Origin of the sequence: Leptolyngbya sp. AN10 (genome assembly GCF_050565645.1) — a bacterium.
Taxonomy (GTDB): Bacteria; Cyanobacteriota; Cyanobacteriia; order Leptolyngbyales; family Leptolyngbyaceae; genus Leptolyngbya.
The window spans coordinates 15,640-34,532 of sequence record NZ_JBNXVP010000021.1 but is presented as its reverse complement, the minus strand read 5'-3'; the positions used below and the strand labels follow the sequence as shown (position 1 = coordinate 34,532).

The 18,893-nt window shown below is 47.4% G+C and carries 17 protein-coding genes; 6 read left to right on the top strand and 11 right to left on the bottom strand.

Going from position 1 to position 18,893, the window contains the following annotated elements:
* Positions 1 to 12 precede the first annotated feature (12 nt).
* Positions 13 to 1,290: an exonuclease subunit SbcD gene (gene sbcD, locus ACQ4M5_RS25855; protein WP_430678600.1), complete on the top strand. Its 1,278-nt coding sequence runs from the start codon at positions 13 to 15 to the stop codon at positions 1,288 to 1,290.
* Here sbcD and ACQ4M5_RS25850 read toward each other — a convergent pair whose 3' ends face one another.
* A complete protein-coding gene (locus ACQ4M5_RS25850) occupies positions 1,291 to 2,187 on the bottom strand; it encodes a cation diffusion facilitator family transporter (protein ID WP_430678599.1) in 897 nt (298 codons plus the stop codon). It abuts the gene before it with no gap.
* Positions 2,188 to 2,420: 233 nt separating this feature from the next.
* On the opposite strand from ACQ4M5_RS25850, the gene ACQ4M5_RS25845 reads away from it, so the two are divergent.
* Both ACQ4M5_RS25845 and ACQ4M5_RS25840 read left to right on the top strand, forming a co-directional pair.
* Positions 2,421 to 2,759: a hypothetical protein gene (locus ACQ4M5_RS25845; protein WP_430678598.1), complete on the top strand. Its 339-nt coding sequence runs from the start codon at positions 2,421 to 2,423 to the stop codon at positions 2,757 to 2,759.
* Positions 2,756 to 4,408 carry a cryptochrome/photolyase family protein gene (locus tag ACQ4M5_RS25840; protein WP_430678597.1) on the top strand — a complete coding sequence of 551 codons (1,653 nt, stop codon included), beginning with the start codon at positions 2,756 to 2,758 and terminating at the stop codon, positions 4,406 to 4,408. The genes ACQ4M5_RS25845 and ACQ4M5_RS25840 overlap by 4 nt, the downstream gene beginning before the upstream one ends.
* Here the strand turns inward: ACQ4M5_RS25840 and ACQ4M5_RS25835 are convergent.
* The 6 genes from ACQ4M5_RS25835 to ACQ4M5_RS25810 all read right to left on the bottom strand — a co-directional run bounded on the left by ACQ4M5_RS25835 (position 4,405) and on the right by ACQ4M5_RS25810 (position 13,454).
* A complete protein-coding gene (locus ACQ4M5_RS25835; protein ID WP_430678595.1) occupies positions 4,405 to 6,432 on the bottom strand; it encodes a hypothetical protein in 2,028 nt (675 codons plus the stop codon). The genes ACQ4M5_RS25840 and ACQ4M5_RS25835 overlap by 4 nt on opposite strands.
* Before the next feature lie 158 nt (positions 6,433 to 6,590).
* Complete coding sequence (locus tag ACQ4M5_RS25830) at positions 6,591 to 7,058, bottom strand: hypothetical protein (RefSeq protein ID WP_430678594.1); 468 nt, start codon at positions 7,056 to 7,058, stop codon at positions 6,591 to 6,593.
* Between the two features lie 541 nt (positions 7,059 to 7,599).
* The gene (locus ACQ4M5_RS25825; RefSeq protein WP_430678592.1) at positions 7,600 to 8,373 is read right to left on the bottom strand and encodes a 3'-5' exonuclease; all 774 of its coding nucleotides are present in this window, start codon (positions 8,371 to 8,373) and stop codon (positions 7,600 to 7,602) included.
* A gap of 76 nt (positions 8,374 to 8,449) precedes the next feature.
* Entirely contained in the window at positions 8,450 to 9,886 is a 1,437-nt protein-coding gene (locus ACQ4M5_RS25820; RefSeq protein WP_430678591.1) for a DEAD/DEAH box helicase, read from the bottom strand.
* Positions 9,887 to 10,112: 226 nt separating this feature from the next.
* Positions 10,113 to 11,465, bottom strand: coding sequence for a 30S ribosomal protein S12 methylthiotransferase RimO (rimO, locus tag ACQ4M5_RS25815; RefSeq protein WP_430678590.1), 1,353 nt, complete (start codon positions 11,463 to 11,465; stop codon positions 10,113 to 10,115).
* 516 nt (positions 11,466 to 11,981) lie between these two features.
* Complete coding sequence (locus ACQ4M5_RS25810; protein WP_430678589.1) at positions 11,982 to 13,454, bottom strand: HlyD family type I secretion periplasmic adaptor subunit; 1,473 nt, start codon at positions 13,452 to 13,454, stop codon at positions 11,982 to 11,984.
* A gap of 123 nt (positions 13,455 to 13,577) precedes the next feature.
* Here ACQ4M5_RS25810 and ACQ4M5_RS25805 point away from each other — a divergent pair, with 123 nt between their 5' ends.
* Complete coding sequence (locus ACQ4M5_RS25805; protein WP_430678588.1) at positions 13,578 to 13,853, top strand: hypothetical protein; 276 nt, start codon at positions 13,578 to 13,580, stop codon at positions 13,851 to 13,853.
* Positions 13,854 to 13,857: 4 nt separating this feature from the next.
* On the top strand, positions 13,858 to 14,217 hold the full coding sequence (locus tag ACQ4M5_RS25800; RefSeq protein WP_430678587.1) for a cupin domain-containing protein: 360 nt from the start codon (positions 13,858 to 13,860) through the stop codon (positions 14,215 to 14,217).
* Positions 14,218 to 14,500: 283 nt separating this feature from the next.
* Here the strand turns inward: ACQ4M5_RS25800 and ACQ4M5_RS25795 are convergent, their stop codons facing one another.
* The 4 genes from ACQ4M5_RS25795 to ACQ4M5_RS25780 all read right to left on the bottom strand — a co-directional run bounded on the left by ACQ4M5_RS25795 (position 14,501) and on the right by ACQ4M5_RS25780 (position 18,173).
* Entirely contained in the window at positions 14,501 to 15,904 is a 1,404-nt protein-coding gene (locus tag ACQ4M5_RS25795) for a ferredoxin:protochlorophyllide reductase (ATP-dependent) subunit N (protein WP_430678586.1), read from the bottom strand.
* Positions 15,905 to 15,926: 22 nt separating this feature from the next.
* Positions 15,927 to 16,328: a DUF5331 domain-containing protein gene (locus tag ACQ4M5_RS25790; protein WP_430678585.1), complete on the bottom strand. Its 402-nt coding sequence runs from the start codon at positions 16,326 to 16,328 to the stop codon at positions 15,927 to 15,929.
* Positions 16,329 to 16,417: 89 nt separating this feature from the next.
* Positions 16,418 to 17,278 carry a ferredoxin:protochlorophyllide reductase (ATP-dependent) iron-sulfur ATP-binding protein gene (gene bchL, locus ACQ4M5_RS25785; protein ID WP_430678583.1) on the bottom strand — a complete coding sequence of 287 codons (861 nt, stop codon included), beginning with the start codon at positions 17,276 to 17,278 and terminating at the stop codon, positions 16,418 to 16,420.
* A 427-nt stretch (positions 17,279 to 17,705) separates the two neighbouring features.
* Positions 17,706 to 18,173 (bottom strand): YidH family protein, encoded by a 468-nt coding sequence (locus ACQ4M5_RS25780; protein WP_430678582.1) that lies wholly within the window; start codon positions 18,171 to 18,173, stop codon positions 17,706 to 17,708.
* Between the two features lie 91 nt (positions 18,174 to 18,264).
* Between ACQ4M5_RS25780 and ACQ4M5_RS25775 the strand changes: the two genes are divergently transcribed.
* Positions 18,265 to 18,645 carry a hypothetical protein gene (locus tag ACQ4M5_RS25775; protein WP_430678581.1) on the top strand — a complete coding sequence of 127 codons (381 nt, stop codon included), beginning with the start codon at positions 18,265 to 18,267 and terminating at the stop codon, positions 18,643 to 18,645.
* Positions 18,646 to 18,893: the final 248 nt, after the last annotated feature.

Genomic DNA, 18,893 nt, shown 5'->3' with positions numbered 1-18,893 from the left:
CAGCGGCATCCTATGGTCAAGATTCTTCATCTGTCTGATATTCATCTAGGGAGTGGATTCGTTCACGGCAAGATCAATCCCGAAACTGGGTTGAATACGCGATTGGAGGATTTCGTCGCGACTTTGGGAAAATGTCTCGATCGAGCACTTTCTGAACCCGTTGATCTGGTGCTATTTGGGGGCGATGCTTTCCCTGATGCGACTCCGCCACCCTATATTCAACAAGCCTTCGCGAGTCAGTTTCGTCGGCTTGCAGATGCGGGAATTCCTTCGGTGCTGCTCGTGGGAAATCATGATCAGCATTCTCAAGGGGCAGGCGGCGCAAGTTTGTGTATCTATCGAACGCTGGGTGTTCCTCATGTGGTTGTGGGCGATCGATTAGACACGCATCGAATTCAAACCCGGAATGGGGACATTCAAGTGATTACTTTGCCGTGGTTAACACGATCGACATTGCTCACTCGTCCTGAAACAGAAGGATTATCAATGTCGGAAGTGGGGCACTTATTACTCGATCGATTACGTGCGGCAATGGAAGGCGAAATCCGAAAGCTCGATCCAGCGATTCCGACCGTGTTACTCGCTCATTTAATGGTGGATGCTGCCAATTATGGTGCAGAGCGATTCTTAGCGGTTGGAAAAGGATTCACGATTCCATTAGATTTTCTAACTCGTGATGCGTTCGATTATGTGGCTTTGGGTCATGTTCATCGGCATCAAATTTTGTCGGAAAATCCGTTGGTGGTTTATCCAGGTAGCATTGAACGAGTTGATTTTAGCGAAGAGGAAGAGGAAAAAGGATACGTTCTGGTAGAAGTCGATCGAGGGTCTACAGAACTCGAATTCTGTCCGTTACCTGCACGATCGTTCTGCACGATCGAGGTCGATCTTACCGAATCCGAAGATCCGCACATCGATTTACTAGCGGCGATCGAGAAAAAGTCGATCGAAGATGCGGTCGTTCGTGTTTTGTATCAAGTTCGACCAGAGCAAATTGATTTGATTGATGATGCCGATTTGCACACTGTGTTAGAGATCGCGCATACATACACAATTCAGGCGGAATTAGTCTCGCAAATGTCCCGATCGCGTTTACCTGAATTGGGCGTTGGAACTGCGATCGAGCCTTTAGATGCACTGAGAGCGTATCTTGCGAATCGAGAAGATTTGAAGCTCTTAGCTGATCCAATTTTAGAAGCTGCCAAAGCATTACTCGCACAAGAAGAGTTTTACATCGAATCCGATTCTGGAGAGATGGAAGTTGTGCAGACTCAACTTCGATTGTTGTAGTTACACTCCAAAACTAATGTGATCCTCTTGATACGACGGCGGTTCAACGTGAATCATCACCCGGACTGGACGGTATCGATCGATTAATCGAGCTTCGACTTCTTCAGTAATCCGATGAGCAGTCTCAACATCTTTCGCATCAACAATCAAGTGCATTTCGATAAAGGTCTGCCGTCCCACTACACCGCGAGAGGCAATATCGTGACAGTTCAGCACACCCGGAACTGTCATCGAGATCGCATGAATCGCTTCTGGTGCGATCGCAATTTCATCCACTAACCACGGTAAGTTTTGTTTCAGCACTGACCAACCGCTATAAAACACCAGAATTGCCACTGGGAATGCCAGCACCACATCTAACCACTGCCAGTTAAATAACGAAATTCCCAGCAGTCCCGCTAATACGCCGATCGTCACCCAAATATCGCTTGCGGTATGTCGAGCATCTGCAATCAGAATTGGACTATTCACCCGCAGTCCTTCTCGCCGCTCATAAAAAGCGACAAAAATATTTACCCCAAGAACAATCAACAATAACCAAAGTTCTGAATCGCTAATTTGCACAGGTTGACTAGGATGCGACAGTCGATCGATCGCACCTTGCAAAATTTCAAAGCAAGCGATTCCTAAAAAAGCTGCAATTCCCAAAGCACCGATCGCTTCGTATTTCTGATGTCCGTAGGGATGATCTCGATCGGGAGTCGGTGACGAAAATCGGCTCGATATCAATCCCAGAATATTACTAGCACTATCGGTCAAACTATGTAGCGCATCTGCAAGCAAGCTAAGTGACCCAGTAAGCCAGCCGACGACCGCTTTGAGAATTAAAACGAAAATATTTAATAGCAATGTAATGAGTAGAACTTTGCGAACAGTCGATCGATTATCTAAAACCATACGAATCTAAAGTAGCGATCGCTTAAGTGTAGATCTGAGATTCAAAAAACGCTCGAAAGCTTTGCCGCTAGTAGATTCTGGGTTTTCATAACAACGAAATCTTTTTGAAAAAATTCTCAAGTTGGGAGCACGATCGCAGGAGTTCTAAACCTGATCTGCGATCGCGTTCTCGAAATTGTTGTGAAAGATTATCAGCTAAAAATTAGAATGACGAAGACGATAAAAAACGAATCATGACTCAATTCACCTTAAATCTAGAGACTGGCTCTGTCGTATTCCGCTTCACCCCCGAAGCCGCCCAAGAGCTAAAAGCAAACCTGAATGAACTAATGGGACGTTTGAAAACTACTGCGACGACAACCGGAAGCAGACCCGCACCCCAACCTTCAATGGAATATCGCTACACTGGAGATATCTTTCTAGAGTTATTTTGTAATCCGAACATTTGGGCTTCTCCATTTGCGGCGCGAGTTCTTGTGACGTTGAGAGACGATCGCATTCGACTGAACACCGAAGCTGAACTGAGCCGCCTGATCGAAGATGTGAATCAATTTCTCGAACAACATTCATGAAGCGCACGATCGTTTGGTTTCGTCGAGATTTACGCATTAGTGACCATGCTCCATTGCACCGAGCAGTTTCGCGTGGAGCCGTGATTCCGGTGTTTATCTTCGATCGTGCTTTGTTGCATCATCCCGAAACAGGTTCAGCACGAGTCGCTTTTATGCTGGACTGTCTGCGATCGCTCGATGAAGAATTGCGCGATCGAGGCGGACGTTTAATTCTCAGATTCGGTGATCCGGTTGAAATCCTACCGAATTTGATTCGAGAGACTGAAGCGGATGGCATCTATGCTTACATCGATTACGAACGCATCTATGGACGAGTCCGAGATGCCCGACTCAATCGTGCGTTAGAAGAACAAGATCTAAGAATTCGCTGGTTTGAGCCGACTGCTGGAACTTCAGAGTTAATGCCCTACAACGACTATCGAAAGTTTTGGTATCGCGAAATGACTGCGGAAATGTTACCCACTCCGATTAACATTCCGACTCCAGATGATGTGTTCAGCGAATCGATTCCAACATTGACAGATTTGGGATTATTGCCAGATAACAAACCAATTCCACCGACTGGAACGATCGCGGCAAGAAGATTACTCCAAGAATTTCTAACTGAAAAAGTCGATCGATATTATTGGCAACTTTCTTATCCCGGCGCAGAAATCACATCCGGTTTAAGTCCACATATCAAATTTGGAGTCATTTCAATTCGCGAGTGTTATCAAACTGCACAACGCTTATTGAAATATGACAGTAATCAGAAGATACAACGCAGTCGAAAACAATTCATCTCACGATTACGTTGGGGCAGTGGATTCACTCAAAGATTCCGGTATCTTCCACAATTAGAACTACGATCGCTCTATCCAATCTTTGATCAAGAGGGTTGGGAATTTGATGAAACCCTTTACGAAGCTTGGAAAAGTGGACAAACGGGATTTCCAATCATTGATGCAACTGCTCGATGTTTAGAAGCGACGGGCGGATGGCTATCAATGAACTTTCGATCGCGTGCTCTGTATTCAAGTTTCTTAAGCAATTTACTTGGAATGGATTGGCGATATGGTGCGCTTCACTTTATGCGGCATTTGATTGATGGAGATTGCCCGATCGATCATTACCAATGGGCAATGCAAGCTGGAGTCACCCATTGTTTAGATAAAAGCTGGACGCGAATCTACAATCCAGAGCAAGCAGCAGTCGATCGATGTGATCCAAACGGCGAGTTTATCAAAAAATGGGTTCCAGAGCTTGCGAATATTCCCGCAGTTCAATTAGGGCTACCTCCACGGGTGAAAGGTTATCCTGCGCCAATTTTGAACTATCGGGAAGCACGATCGAATCGAGTTCAACAATTAGAACAACAGCGATCGAACTTCCGCCAAAGTTCCAATGTTCTCCCGCACCTCGCTCGAATGCCAGAATCAGTCCTACCCTTCGGACATGATCACTTTGAAAGCGAGATTCGATGGGCACAGCTACCTTCGCCTGATCTGTTTCCCGCTGCATTAGATTTGGATAGTTTGGATTTAGAGCGATCGACCTTTCTTCGATCCTGGCTCGTGGCTCATGTCGAAATCAAACCGCACAAAACTACATCCCGTCGCAAAAAGCCTAAAACCGATCCGAACATCATCCAATTAAGCTTGCTCGATTAGAATCCCATTTTGAACGACACTGAAAACGTATCATTGTTCACTCGAACTTCGCGGTTAAAGCTATCCAGCCCATAGTCGTACAATGTATTGCGCCAAGCAAAAACGAGTGTCGGACTATTCGCCTGATTGTTCACTCGCCATTGCAGCCCAGCACCGTAACGATTAGAGCTTGTCTTCTGATCCATCAATGTGACAAACCCAGTTAAAAATACCTGTGATCCTAACTGTAATGTCATATCAATCATGGAACTTCCCTCGATCGAGTTTGGCAACACATCCCCGAACACTCGCGTAAATGCGATCGAAAACGGTGAAAACGCTCCCCTTGCTTCAACTGCGATCGCGCTTCCTTGTCCCGTTGTTTCAAAATCTCGTAAGCGTGTATCTTGATCAATTGCCCAAACTGCTCGCGTTCCTAGTGAAAAACTTGCACGATTGCTCAATCGAAATCGCTTTGCTAACTGAGCACTCAAGCGACTGTAATAATCATAGTCCGGGTTCAAATAGCCAATTCCCCCAAAGCTATAAGTCCACCCTGTTTTTGTACTTCGACTAAAATCTGCTCCCACATAAGCATTCCACGACTCAGCGAGAATCGCTCCCATGTAATATCGCAGCACACTATCTGCACGAGTAACATTCCCCACATAGCTCAAATGCGGATAGTATCGAACTCGATCGACCTGGCGCACTCGACTCACTAAATCCGCATCATGCTCGAACACGGTGAGATAAACCTGAGTGTAAAAATCTTCTAAGTTATTCGTAGAATAGCGATCGGTGTTAATCACTGAGATAAAATCAACGTCATTGTTGATTCCACCTTCACCGCCGCCCTGTTTGAGAACTCGTCGATCGCTAGTCAGTTCATATCCAAGCGATCGCGAAAAGGTTCGCTCAATCACCGGGGACAGTCCAATCCAAACCCCGTTATAAGATGCTTTCGGTAACTTGAGCAGATCCCTAGCATTCGTTTGAGGACTTGCTGCCCGTCCAACGCCCGCATGATACAGCGTCAAACTGCCATCTGGTAAACGGGCATTGTTCATCGCGGCTAACAGGTTCCGGTTCAGATTTTGATTTGGAGGTTGGTCTGTTCCTTGCACGATCGGAACCACATTCGGCAAAGCTTCCGAAGCAAGTTGCACCAGCGAATTGAGCGCGAGATTTTCATGATCCCAAACAAAGCCACTTCCGCGAATCGTTCGTGCGATCGCAGCTTCTTTAGAGTTTGCTCTGACCACTTGATGCACACGAGAGTAGAGTACTGCTGGCGTATAAGACAAACTCTCTTGCCGATCGGTGCGAGTTAATTTCGTTTGTTGATTTCCTGGATAAGCTCCAGAATTAATCAGCAGCACATCCAATGCAACTTCCTGATCACTACTTCCTCGTTGAAACCCTGGCTTCTCCATCTCAGCAATGGTTTCAGGTGAAACCATCGTTCCAACTTTCGCGGTCTGTCGAACTCTAGTCGGAATCAGAAAAGCTCGATCGAGCGATGAATTATCAATGACTAATCCGGGTGTATAGTTACATTTCTGCTGTGGATCAGCATCTGGAAAGATACAATTCGCAGTTAAACTCATTTGAATGTGCTGCCCTAGCATCGTGTAAGGGCGGCGTTGTTCGAGTGTTAATTCTCGCTTCCGTAGCACCGTCATGAGTTGTAAATACTCTGCTCGTTGCTCTAGGGTAAGAACATTATTACGAGTAATGCTTTGTTGAATTTGATTACTCAGTTCGATAGTTCCATTGAAGGTAACATTCTCGCTTCTGCCTTCCCCAAAATCGACTCCTGATCGCACTTCACCCTGCATCCAATGATTTAACGTTGCACCATTTAGAATGGTTCGAGTCACATCAGGCGAAACAAAGCGATCGGGAACAATACGCGGTGGGGGATTGTAAGAAGGCTGTGTTTGGGCGGAACTTGAATTTGCTAAACCTGCGATCGTACTGCTAGTGAAGAGAGCGCAAATTGTCGATCGCACCAAGAATCGAAACCACGGAGAAGACATCATACTTAAGCCTTGCAGGGAAATCACAACACACTACGCTGACTGAAAAACCGCGATTGTCAGCAAAGAACCCCTCTGAGCGGGAGTTCCACACCTCAGAGGGAAGATCTATCTCAAAAAGAGACTGAAAACGGAATTATCCTTGAATTCCATCAAGACGATTAAAGAGGTAGAGGACCGCTTCCATCACTGAAGCCATCGTCGTAGCCATCATCGTAGCCATCATCGTAGCCAGCCGAGTAAGCTTCTTCGAGTTCACCTCCATCAGTGCCGCCTTGACTGAACTCAGGCTCACCGTCCGAGATAAAAATAACTGCATCTCCGCCTGTAATCTCTGTTCCTGTTGCAGTTTGTCCTGCTCCATCAGCCGGACGCTCCCATTCGGGTGCAGTGATGGGAGTCATGCTACCCAGTGCAAAGGTTGCATTTCCGATCTGAGTGTTCATTGCGACTGCCAGAGTGTCCACGTCACTCACCGCTGCCGACATTGCCACACCTGTGACGACACCCGCATTGTTGATGCTGAATGCCGCAGCACCCGCAGCCGTTTCTGCTTTCGCGCCTGAAGCAAAACTCACGACACTTGCTGCGGTTGCACAAGCGATGAGAAATTTGTAAGCCGTTTTCATTTTCGTTCCCTGAGCTAACGCTCCACTATGGTTACGTTTTCAGGTTTCACGGTTCTTTCACGAATTAACTAGCGAAAACTACGCAATTTAGGTGCTGAGAAACAACTTTTACCGTAAGTTTCGCATTGAATCTTCTAGATAGGATTTTAAGTGCGCCAGCACTTTGGAGATTAGGAAGGTGCTTGAAGATAAGCCCCCAACAAGAGTAGCTCTGTTCTTAGGAGATTTCTACGAAAGAGCTTACCGCTTGAAAGACTGCCCTTCGGCTTCGCTCAGGGCGCGATCTCTAGCTGACTGAGCGAAGCCGAAGACAGCGGGTAATTTGTTTTCGATAAATCTCCTTAGCGCTATCCCGACCCGGACTGGAAGTCGGGGCTAATAGAACAAAGTCCACTAAAGGGGACTGAAGACTCTAAATTCAGGCTCTTCAGTCCGTTGAAACGGACTTCGCCCAGTTAGCCCCGACTTCCAATCCGGGGCAGTGCAATGAACGGCGGGATTCTATTAAGTGGCAGATCCCTTACTAAGGAATCATCAATACTTAGGGTAGAGAAAGTTGATGTTTCTGCCAATATACTCGCTCCACATCAACTCTTCGGAAAAGGTATGCTCCGGTTTTCTGGGACACATAAGGTTCAACGCCTGCTGCATCTAATCGATCGCGTGCTGTTTTTTGCGATCCGCCAATGATCTTTGTGACATCACTAATCGAGAGTAATTGCTGTCCAATTCTAGCTAACACCGCTTCATCATCTTCATTGGCAATCTCCTTCAATAGCATTTCCGCTAAGAGCCAACATGCCATTGTGTCTGATTCTGCTCGATGCGATTCTCCAACCGGAAATTTGAAATGTTTAACTAAGTTCGGCAAGCTGCGCGAAGGTAATTCCGACAACATTAATCGCGCAAATTTCACGGTGCAAAACTGTTCGGATTTCGATCGATGAAACGGAATTCCTAACCGAGCATATTCCGATCGAATAAACGGATAGTCAAAGCTAATATTATGTGCAGTCAAAATGCCCTGTTCCAATAATGGCAGGCACTTTGTCCAAACTTCCTCTGGTGGCGGCGCATCTTCCAACATTTCGTGAGTGATGCCCGTAATCTGGGTGATGATCGGCGGAAGATTCACACCCGGATTGATCAAATACGTTTCTTGATTGAGGATGCCATCTTTTAGGCTTGCGTTTAAAACAGAAACCTCGATCGCTCGACTGCGAGGCGGCTTATGTCCCGATGTTTCGAGATCTACCACCGTCAAAGTTCGCGAACAGATGTCCCGATAAAATGCAAGCAAATCAGTAGAAAGCATATCGATGAGGTTAGAAGCTTGAAAACTCCGACCTCAAAAAGAAGCCGGAGTTCTGATCATACAAGACAGATGAACGTTACTTCGATTGTGCAGGCTGGCGACGGTGATGATTCGATGAGCCAGAAGGTCTTGATCGCTTCACAGGTTTTGGTTTTGCTCCACCTGAACCGCGTCCACCACTGGTTTCTTCAGGAGTCGGATCAGATCCGATCGTGAGCCAAGCGGGACGAGTACGATCGTAGATCATCTGAAGGGCAGCAGCCGCGATCGTATGCGGTTCGTAGTCTTCTGCTAACTGAGACACGATCGGCAAGAAGGATGCCACGCGCTCACCTGCAAGAGTTTCACGCACTTGAGACTGCAACTTATCCAGATAACGCGCTTCAATTTCGGCGCGAGTCGGAATCGGTTTGATCTCCAAGCGCTGACGAACGTGGTTTTCGATATCACGCAATTTACGTCGATCGAGCGGATGCACCAACGAAATCGCTGTACCTTCTTTGCCTGCGCGACCTGTCCGACCGATCCGGTGAACATAGCTTTCGACGCTATCTGGCAAGTCGTAGTTGATCACGTGAGTTAAATCATCAACGTGAATACCACGTGCTGCAATGTCGGTCGCAACCACCCATTTGATTTGTTGCTGACGGAACCGAAGCAGCAAGCGCTCCCGTTGGCTCTGGCTCAAATCACCGTGGTATTCATCCACACTGTGTCCAGCAGCTTGCAACTGGCTGGTCAATTCAGCAGCAGCCCGACGAGTCCGCACAAAGATGATCGCTGCTTCTGGATCTTCGAGTTCGAGAATCGGCAGAATTGCTTTCGCTTTCGTCCATCCGCGAGGAATCGTGTAAGCGACTTGGTTGATTCGAGAAGGAGCGGCTTTGGGTTGCTCGATCGTCACCGTCACAGGCGAATTCAAGAACTTGTTCACCAACTTCCGAATTGATGGCTCCATTGTTGCGGAGAAGAAAGTCGTCTGACGTTCAGCAGGTGCTTGGCTCAGAATCTTCTCGACATCTTGGATAAAGCCCATGTTTAACATTTCATCGGCTTCATCTAAGACAAGCCAATCGAGATGATCAAGTCTGAGATCGCCACGACCGAGTAAATCAATTACTCGTCCGGGGGTTCCCACCACGATTTGAGCACCGCGACGTAAGCGATCGACTTGCATTTCGATCGATTGTCCACCATAAATCGTCACGACTTTGACTCGTCGATCGTTGGTAAAAGAACGAATCGCTTGGCAGACTTGCATCGCCAACTCGCGAGTCGGAGTCAAGATCAACGCTTGAACGGTGGGAGATTTAAGATCAATGCGCTCTAGAATCGGAAGACCAAACGCCGCAGTTTTTCCGGTTCCGGTTTGTGCTTGACCAACTACATCGCGCCCAGCAAGTAGATGAGGAATAGCTTGGGCTTGAATCGCAGTCGGGGCAGTAAATCCGAGTTCTTCCAGATGGCGAATTCGTTCTTCAGACAGTCCGAGGCTTTGAAAAGAAAGGGTCATTGAGTCTCCTAGATATATGTAGTCGTCTTGCGCCAAAATGGGCGGAACTCAGGGACGGTCTTTAGTGGATCAAAGCCAAACCGTCTGAATCGGGCACAGAGCAAAGATTGTGCTCCACGCATCGCCAAAAGGCGCGGGAAAGGGATTAGAAATTTAGAAGCGATGAAGGTCTAACATCACAACAAATCGAACAGGGTACATCGTCATTTCAACACAGCACTTTGTATTAAACGGTCAGGGCTGGAACTTGGATCAGATCCGCAGCAGTCGCCACTCGACCGTATAAATCGTATACATCGGCATCGACGATCGTGACAGGCACAATCGACCCTAATGGGGCATCGCCTTCGACATATACAAGTCCATCCACATCGGGAGAGAATCGGTTCGATCGACCAATTCGTGCTCCGGTTTGGGGATTCTCTTGCTCGATTAGCACATCCACGACCTTGCCAATCTGAACGCGATTCTTTTCGAGCGAAATCGGTTGTTGAAGCTGCATCAAGGCATCTCGACGCGCATCCATGACCGACTGGGGCAATTGATTCGCCAAAGTGTAAGCGGGAGTTCCTTCTTCGGCTGAGAAGGTAAACACTCCGACGTGATCAAACTCGTGACGCTGAAGGAACTGTTTGAGATGATCAAAGTGTTCTTCAGTCTCGCCGGGAAATCCAACAATCAAGGTCGTTCTCAAAACTGCATTCGGAATCTCAGCTTTGAGCCGCTCAATGATGCCATCATTCACCCGACCTTGCCAGGGACGATTCATCGATCGAAGCACTTCCGGGTGAGAGTGCTGAAGCGGTAAATCGAGGTAAGGTAGCACATTCGGGGTTTCGCGAATCGCTTCGATCACCTTGGGAGTGAGTCCAGTTGGATAGGCGTAGTGCATCCGAATCCAAGGAACATCCACGTTACCCAGAGCGCGAAGGAGTTCCGCAAGTTTCGGCTCTCCGTAGAGGTCGAGTCCGTAATTCGTCGTAATCTGTGAGATCAAGATGATCTCTTTCACGCCTTCGGAGGCTAAATGTTCAGCTTCTTGGACGATCGATTCAATTGTGCGCGATCGTTGGTTTCCTCGCAAGTGCGGGATAATACAAAAGGCACAACGGTAATCACACCCTTCCGAGATCCGAAGATATGCAACGCCTTCGGTGGTCGTGCGATACCGGGGAGTCGTTTCGTCGGCGATATAAACTGGCTCTTGAGAAACTTCTGTAACGCGCTCTCCTGCTTCTGCGCGTTCAATTACGCTCACAATCTTATTATAGTCGCCTGTGCCCACAAGTGCGACGGCTTCCGGCAATTCTTCCAAAAGCTGTTCCTGGAAGTGTTGCGCCATGCAGCCCGTGATAACAATTTTTTTATCAGCTTCCGCCAGTTCAACCAAGGTCCGCACCGATTCTTCGCGGGCGGCTTGGATGAAACTACAGGTATTGACAATGACGTAATCAGCGAGTTCTTCGTCAGCATCGACAGAATAGCCTGCCTGGACGAGTAGACCGAGCATGTGTTCGGTGTCGATTCGATTTTTTTCGCAGCCCAAATGAGAGAAGGCGATCGTTGGCTTGTTGCCCATGTAGAACTTCAGAAATGTGTAAGTAAAAGAGAATCAAACTGGAATCTTCGATCAAGAGCGAAAGCTGGAAAAATTAGCTCGATCGCGATTTGGAGTTTCCTCACTATTACTCACCACTCGAAGATGCGGTGTGGTCAGACGCAATCGTTTCGCTACACTATGCTCTATCATAGCGCAGATGTGAATTATTACGTTCTGTTAAATCAGAATTTTTTCTGGGGTGTTTCGGTGTTTTGAGATACGGGATGGATTGAATCAAAAATGGGACAGCCAAAAGACCATCCCACACTGTTTGAAGTCTAAGAGAATATTTGAAAAGTAGTCGTTCACCGCACGAATCGCCCCTCGAATAAATTCGGGGCTATCAGAACAAAGTGTGTTGAAACAGACTGAAGAGTTGACGATAACTGCCTTTCAGTCCCCTTCAGTGGACTTTGTTCCGATAGACCGTGAATTTCCAATCACGGGCGAAATACGTTCGCAGCGAAGCACCTCCTTATACTTCCCAAACAACCTTTACCGCACCGAGAAGGCTTCGCTGAATCGTCTGGTGATCGGCTCGATTAAGAATGAAAGAATCGATCGATTTCTTGTGACAATATCCGCTGTTCCCGCCATCCCTGGGGAAAGTTCAACTTCGCGACCTCGAACGACCAGCGCTTTACGATCGAGCCTCACCTTCGCGGGAAACACAGGACCTAATTCGCGCCCGTTCTCATCCCGTTCCACCACCGCGTCAGGGCTAATCGAAATCAATTCCCCTTCAATGATTCCAAACTCTTGATACGGGAACGTGGCTAATTTCACTTTCGCCTTCATGCCCGGTTTCACAAATCCGATATCTCGGTTCATGATCTTCACTTCCAACACCAAATTTTTATCTTCAGGCAACAGCGAAAGGAGTTCTTCGCCTTGCTGAATCGGTCCTTGGGTCGCTTTTAAGTTATAGACCACGCCATCAAACGGAGCTGTAATCGCTTCTCGGTCTTTCTGTTGCTGAGTTGCAACGGCAATTTCACCCTGTTTCCGGGTTAATTCTTCTCGACGCTGCTTCAACTGCGTCAACACCTCGGATTGGCGTTGAGGAGCGAGACTCGTCGCTGTACTCCGGGCTGACTCAAATGCTTGTTGTGCTTGACGAATTCTCTCTTGCTGGGCATCTGCTTGCCGTCTCAAAGACTCGATTTGACCCTGAGCATCATTCACTTGATTGATCGCACTGGTCAATTGCTGTTGTGCTTGTGTTACCCTCGCTGCCGATTCAAGAATCTGCTGATTGGGAACCGCCCCTGTGTTTTCTAGAGATCTCAACTGATTTCTCTGTTTCTGAGCAATTTCTACCGCTTCTCGTGCCTGATCTTTGCTTGTATTCGCGTTTACCAACGTCGTTTGAGCCGTCTGCAAGGCGCTCTCAATCCGTTCTGAAGTGGACTGAGCTTCAGCGATCGCTGCACTTTGTCGATTGGCTTCTGCGATCGCAGCATTTTGCTTGTCGCTAAATTCTCTCTGACGCGAGGCGATCAACTGATCCTGAAGCGCATCTCCGGTCGCTCCTCCACCTTGGCTTTCTGCTTCTAAACGGCGAATGTCTTCCTGAATCTTTTTCGCATCGTTTTGTAAGCTTTCGACATTCGTTTCGGTCGCACCTGGATCGATCTCCATCAGCGTTTGACCTTTCTGAACGATCGCGCCTGGCTTGACATTGATTTTGGTAATCGTGCCAACGCTGGGAGCGCGAAACGGTCGAACTTCGGTCGAGGGGATAATTTTGCCGTTTGCATTGGCGACTTCTTCCACTTCGCTGAAATGCGCCCAGCCGATCGTGCCCAATACCAGAACGCTGATGCTTCCTGCCATCAATCGAGTGTAGAGCGGCGGCAATTCTTGGACAGCTTTGCCCAACTCGTAGGACAGCGAATCTTCAGGATTCGCGAGCTGGTGACGGGTTTGCTGGGATTGAGCGGGGCTAGATGCCAGGGAGACTTTCATGATCGTGTTTGTAAGTGGGCAATCGCAAACCAGTAAATAAACCCTTAAGTCCGAGGTTAGATGGCAAGGGGTCTACTATTATTTAACCTAAATTGCCCATAACGATCTGGTTGATTTCGCGAGATGTTTTTTAAAGTATTGGCGCATCTAATTCATTGGGTTCAGCCTTTTTTGGTTCCAATCTGTTTTGTGGCGGCTTGGGCGCTGGTGTTGATGACGGTTTGGCGGGTGTTCGAGGCAACGCGGGATACGGTGAATCAGGCAAAACAAATGCACCAGGTTCCCTGTCCAGACTGCCAATTCTTTACGGGGGATTATAATCTCAAGTGTCCGGTGCATCCGATGACGGCGCTTTCTGAAAACGCGATCGCGTGTCCGGATTACCGTTCTAAACATTGATGCGATGCTGGTAAGAAATTTGTCGGACTGCCCGGAGTTTGTCGCGGGAGATGGAACTTTGCTGCGGGAATTGTTGCACCCGGATAAGCAAGAAATCGACCTGCGATACAGTCTGGCTCATGCGATCGTGCCTGCGGGTCAGGTCTCGATCGAGCATTCTTTGAAGACTTCTGAGGTGTATTACATTCTCAGTGGGATCGGGGAGATGCACATTGATGCGGAAGTGCAAACCGTGAAAGCGGGGGATGCGATTTATATTCCACCGAATGCGCGTCAGTATATTCGGAATATTGGAGAAGAAGCGATCGTCTTTATCTGTATCGTTGATCCGGCTTGGCGGAAGGAAGATGAAACGGTTTATTGAATTTAGTTGAGAGTGCCTACCGAATGGAATTCGCCAGGTGCAGGAGATTTTTGACGATCGCGCTCTGACTCTAAGAGGGTGTTTTAAAAGCAATCGTTCACCGCATTCACCCGCCCGGAAATGAATCTCCGGGCTAATCGGGGGAAGCCCACTAAACTGGGCTAAGAACTCCGTATGACTCTCTTAGTCCGCTTCAGCGGGGTTTCCTCCATTAGCCCGGAGATTCATTTCCGGGCGGACTCGCAACGCAGCAAAGCCGCTTTTTATCCTTCTCAAACACGCTCTAAATCGTCGCTTCTTCCACAAGCTTCTCCCAACCCATACTCTGTAACGCACTATTCCGCCGCATTGGACGAGTCACGAGTTCCAAAATGTCACGAGTATTGCTAAATCCGTGAATTTGAGCAAAGGTGAACTCGACTGACCATTTTGTGCTGATTCCTCGTGCTTCTAACGGATTCGCATGAGCCATTCCGGTAATAACCAGATCCGGCTTCATTTCGTGAATGCGCTGAAGCTGATTGTAGTTATCGGGCTTTTCAACAATCTTGGGAACGGGAACGCCCATCTCGTTACAGGTTTTGACTAAGAAATCAAGTTCGGCAGCTTGATATCGCTTGTCCATGTAAGGAATGCCAATCTCTTCGCAGGTCATTCCGCAACGAATCAGAAATCGTGCAAGAGAAATTTCTAGCAAGTTATCGCCCATGAAGAACACGGATTTGCCACGAACTAACTTGAGATAGTCTTCGACACTTTCCCAGATTTTGGCTTCGCGTTCTTCTAATCCTTTCGGTTCGATGTTGAGCACTGAGCAAATTTTTTCGACCCAAGCACGAGTTCCATCAGGACCGATCGGGAAAGGTGAGCCAATCAGTTTCGTTTTCCGTCGCCGCATTAATGTCGTAGCAGTTCGCGACAAGAATGGATTTACGCCCGAAACATAGTAACCTTCTTCAATCACAGGAAGTTCTGTGTATCGTTTTGCAGGGAGCCAACCGGAGACTTTCACGCCTTGTTTTTTCAGTTCCAAAGTGAGTTGAGTCACGATCGGATCGGGCACTGATCCAAACATCACGAGCGGAGCATGATCTACGTACTCGGATTCTTCTTGCTTGATCTCTTCCTGTTTGCGCCCGAAGTTCATCAACTTCTGAATCGCATTACGTTCTTCTTTCTCGGTTTCACCTGTCGGAGCTTTCGTCGGACAGCGTTGTGCCATTGCAGCAAGGACAGTATCTTCACCTTGAGTAAAGGCATAATCGAGACCATTCGCACGAGCAACCACGATCGGGATTCCAATTTCCGCTTCGAGCTTCGGAGCTAATCCCTCTAAGTCCATTTTGATGATCTCAGTCGTGCAAGTTCCGATAAAGACAATCACACTTGGATTGCGATCGCGTTTTACCTGTTCGCACAGTCGTCTCAGTTCTTCGTAATCATTCAACTGAGCCGAAATATCACCTTCTTCGAGTTCTGCCATTGCGTATCGGGGTTCTGCAAAGATCATCACTCCCATTGCATTTTGGAGAAAATATCCGCAGGTTTTTGTACCAATGACTAAGAAAAAGCTATCTTCAATTTTTTGATAAAGCCACGCCACACAGCTAATCGGGCAAAAGGTGTGATAGTTACCTGTTTCACACTCGAATTGCAGAGCTTGGGGTTGAGAATCAGCGAGAGTCATATCAAGGTCTCTAATATTGGGTTTATCGAAGCGATCGATCTGTTTTGGGAGTCCGCCCTTCACAAGCTTCATCGACTTCCGCCGGACGACGCGGTTTAGCTTCAGGAGCCGAGCTTGCAGGGAGATACTTGGGAGATTCGGCTTTTAACTGTTTGAGATGCGCGAGTTCTTGTTCTGGGTCAAAGTTCAGTCCAAGAGCAACAATAATGCGATCAGGATGATTGCTCAGATCGACAATTAGCGGAAGTAAATCGACCAGTCGAGGCTCGATCGTAGAAAGTGCGCCCAGAATGAAGCTTGAAGAGGGTCGTCGTTTGCCTTCACAACTGACCCAGATGGATAAGCGAGTGATCCAAGAACGGTTTTCTTGGTAGTAATCGAGCCAGCGATCTTTTAGCGATCGACGCAATTGATCAATGTTCACAAGTCAAATCAAAGAGAAGGATAAATTCAGCCTCAATCTAATCACATAACGCGATTTGCCTGGTTTATCCATTACCCTTCAGAGTTTCTTTAGACCATCATCAAATCGAGTTCTTCTTCGGCGGTTTTGGTTTGTTTCGGATTGAGATAGAAATCGGACAGCAGCGAGAACAATTCCCGATCTTGAGCATCTTTTGGCACAACGCCTTCAGGATTCGCCAAAATCTGATCCGCAATGTTCAGATAATAGTCACACACATAGTTCAGTGATGGATCGGATTCTGCCATCTCGAACAATGTTTTGCCTTTAACCCGCGATACTCGAATGTCTTCGATCAACGGTAAGACTTCCAATACAGGCATCGGAACAGCATCGACGTACTTATCAATTAAGTCTCGTTTTGAAGTCCGGTTGCCAATCAATCCCGCTAGTCTCAGTTGATGAGTTCGAGCTTTTTCGCGAACTGAAGCAGCAATCCGATTTGCAGCAAATAAAGCATCAAATCCATTGTCAGTCACGATCATGCAGTAGTCCGCATAGTTCAGCGGTGCAGCGAATCCACCACAAACCACATCACCTAAGACATCAAACAGAATCACATCATACTCATCGAACGCATTTAGTTCTTTGAGCAGTTTTACCGTTTCACCGACAACATAGCCACCACATCCCGCACCTGCTGGCGGTCCACCTGCTTCTACGCAGTCAACGCCACCATAGCCTTTATAGATGACATCTTCTGCCCAGACATCTTCGTAGTGGTAATCCTTTTCTTGGAGTGTGTCGATGATCGTGGGGATTAGAAATCCGGTCAGGGTAAAAGTACTATCGTGCTTTGGATCACAACCGATTTGGAGTACTTTCTTACCGCGTTTGGCAAGGGCAACTGAGATATTGCAGCTTGTCGTTGATTTGCCGATGCCGCCTTTTCCGTAAACTGCGAGTTTCACTCTAGGGTCTCCTGTCTCTGAAGGGATGACGCGGATACGTCTCTGTTTGCATTGTTGTTGATTTGGTCGGCGCTGCCTAGTGGTCGAAAGAAGAGTTTACATCGCCAGAAAAAGAAAAGAGACGCAAAAAAATACTTTGGTGTTTTGAAGCTTTGAGATTGTTTCTCAAGTTGAAATTAAATCTATTTTCAATATTTGCAGTTTGACTTTTATAAAAAACAGAACAATAAACAAATAATTGAAAGCCTCTGTACTGCGTCTCTGATGGGCGTTTTGCCTGAGTTACTGAATTGAAATAGCGTCGATCGACAAGTTGATTCGCTGCGGTTCGATCGGCTTGTGCCCCCTAAATCCCCCATTCTGGGGGACTTTGAATCGAATCAACTTTCTGGGCTGAAGTGGCACTCTATTAAGAATCATCAAACTTTTAGAAATCAGACTGCGATCGCACTGTTGTTCTCGAACTTAGCGATCGCGATTGTGGTGGCACAGCGGGCGGAGTGTTCGGCAGTCTAGACCGTAAGAGCAGGAGTGGAATGCTCAGTGTCCCTAAAATCATCACGACAGCAGTGACAACCCAAATTGTTAATCGACTGGGACGATAATCACCTCGCTCAATCTGACCAAGCACCCGATTGTATCGACATGCAGCAACGGCAATGATCACGATACCGAACACAACTAAGCTGATACCTAAATTCTCTGAAGTGAGTAGCGTGTCTGTAGGCGGCTCTTGCGGTGTGAGCGTTCGCTGTAACTGTTGAATGAATAATCCAAATCGAGCGATCGCGAATCCAAATCCGATTAATGCGATCGACGTTCTCAACCAAGCTAAAAACGTTCGCTCATTCGCTTGATGTTCTCGTTGTCGATCGATCTTAGGTTCCTTGCTCATATCCAGATTCGACGCTTTCTCCTCATGGTATGTCGCTTCAACTTTCTCGGAATGATACGATCGAACGAGATTTGTGTTTCAGGATTGCCTCATGTCGATCATCGTTTCACCCAAAGACCTTGAACTCTTTCGCGAACAACTTTCTGATCATCCTAGTGCGCTTGCAGCCTTGGACGTGATCGAGGATTGTGATGGCGATCTCGAAGATGCAGCGATTTCTTTGGCGATTCGATCGGGACAGTTACCCGAAGAAAATGAAGGTTGGATCGTGGGACTGGCAAAACGATGGCGACATATTCTCTGTGAAGCGCAGTTAAAAGAAGGATTAGAGGATGGCTTATCGGGAGAATTGATGGATGCGATCGTGGCACAGACCGCTTTGCCGATGCGATTAGCTGTTCCAGTAGCAATTTATGTGATTAAGACGGGAGTTGAACCGTTTTGTCAGCCGATGCAAGAGAAGATTTTTTAGCAATTTTGCACTACTTTACAAGGTTTCAAGCCAGGTCATTTAGAGCGATCGTGTTTGGATTTGCTCTTTTGATGAAGTTGTAAGTTTTGGCGTGTTCGTTCACCCGCTATCCCGCCCGGAAATGAATCTCCGGGCTAATTGAGGGAACCCCACTAAAGTGGGCTGAAATTGCACTTTTAGGGGGCTTCAGCCTCCTTTCTCCCATTAGCCCGGAGCGTTTACCTCCGGGCGGACTGAATCGCAGCGAC

What these genes read in the sequence shown, in the direction of transcription:
- ACQ4M5_RS25840 (WP_430678597.1), top strand. Translation starts at nt 2,756, where the DNA reads ATGAAGCGCACGATCGTTTGGTTTCGTCGAGATTTACGCATTAGTGAC.
- ACQ4M5_RS25850 (WP_430678599.1), bottom strand. Translation starts at nt 2,187, where the DNA reads ATGGTTTTAGATAATCGATCGACTGTTCGCAAAGTTCTACTCATTACA.
- ACQ4M5_RS25810 (WP_430678589.1), bottom strand. Translation starts at nt 13,454, where the DNA reads ATGAAAGTCTCCCTGGCATCTAGCCCCGCTCAATCCCAGCAAACCCGT.
- ACQ4M5_RS25795 (WP_430678586.1), bottom strand. Translation starts at nt 15,904, where the DNA reads ATGACTCTCGCTGATTCTCAACCCCAAGCTCTGCAATTCGAGTGTGAA.
- rimO (WP_430678590.1), bottom strand. Translation starts at nt 11,465, where the DNA reads ATGGGCAACAAGCCAACGATCGCCTTCTCTCATTTGGGCTGCGAAAAA.
- ACQ4M5_RS25825 (WP_430678592.1), bottom strand. Translation starts at nt 8,373, where the DNA reads ATGCTTTCTACTGATTTGCTTGCATTTTATCGGGACATCTGTTCGCGA.
- ACQ4M5_RS25845 (WP_430678598.1), top strand. Translation starts at nt 2,421, where the DNA reads ATGACTCAATTCACCTTAAATCTAGAGACTGGCTCTGTCGTATTCCGC.
- ACQ4M5_RS25820 (WP_430678591.1), bottom strand. Translation starts at nt 9,886, where the DNA reads ATGACCCTTTCTTTTCAAAGCCTCGGACTGTCTGAAGAACGAATTCGC.
- ACQ4M5_RS25800 (WP_430678587.1), top strand. Translation starts at nt 13,858, where the DNA reads ATGCTGGTAAGAAATTTGTCGGACTGCCCGGAGTTTGTCGCGGGAGAT.
- ACQ4M5_RS25775 (WP_430678581.1), top strand. Translation starts at nt 18,265, where the DNA reads ATGTCGATCATCGTTTCACCCAAAGACCTTGAACTCTTTCGCGAACAA.
- ACQ4M5_RS25830 (WP_430678594.1), bottom strand. Translation starts at nt 7,058, where the DNA reads ATGAAAACGGCTTACAAATTTCTCATCGCTTGTGCAACCGCAGCAAGT.
- ACQ4M5_RS25780 (WP_430678582.1), bottom strand. Translation starts at nt 18,173, where the DNA reads ATGAGCAAGGAACCTAAGATCGATCGACAACGAGAACATCAAGCGAAT.
- ACQ4M5_RS25835 (WP_430678595.1), bottom strand. Translation starts at nt 6,432, where the DNA reads ATGATGTCTTCTCCGTGGTTTCGATTCTTGGTGCGATCGACAATTTGC.
- ACQ4M5_RS25805 (WP_430678588.1), top strand. Translation starts at nt 13,578, where the DNA reads ATGTTTTTTAAAGTATTGGCGCATCTAATTCATTGGGTTCAGCCTTTT.
- sbcD (WP_430678600.1), top strand. Translation starts at nt 13, where the DNA reads ATGGTCAAGATTCTTCATCTGTCTGATATTCATCTAGGGAGTGGATTC.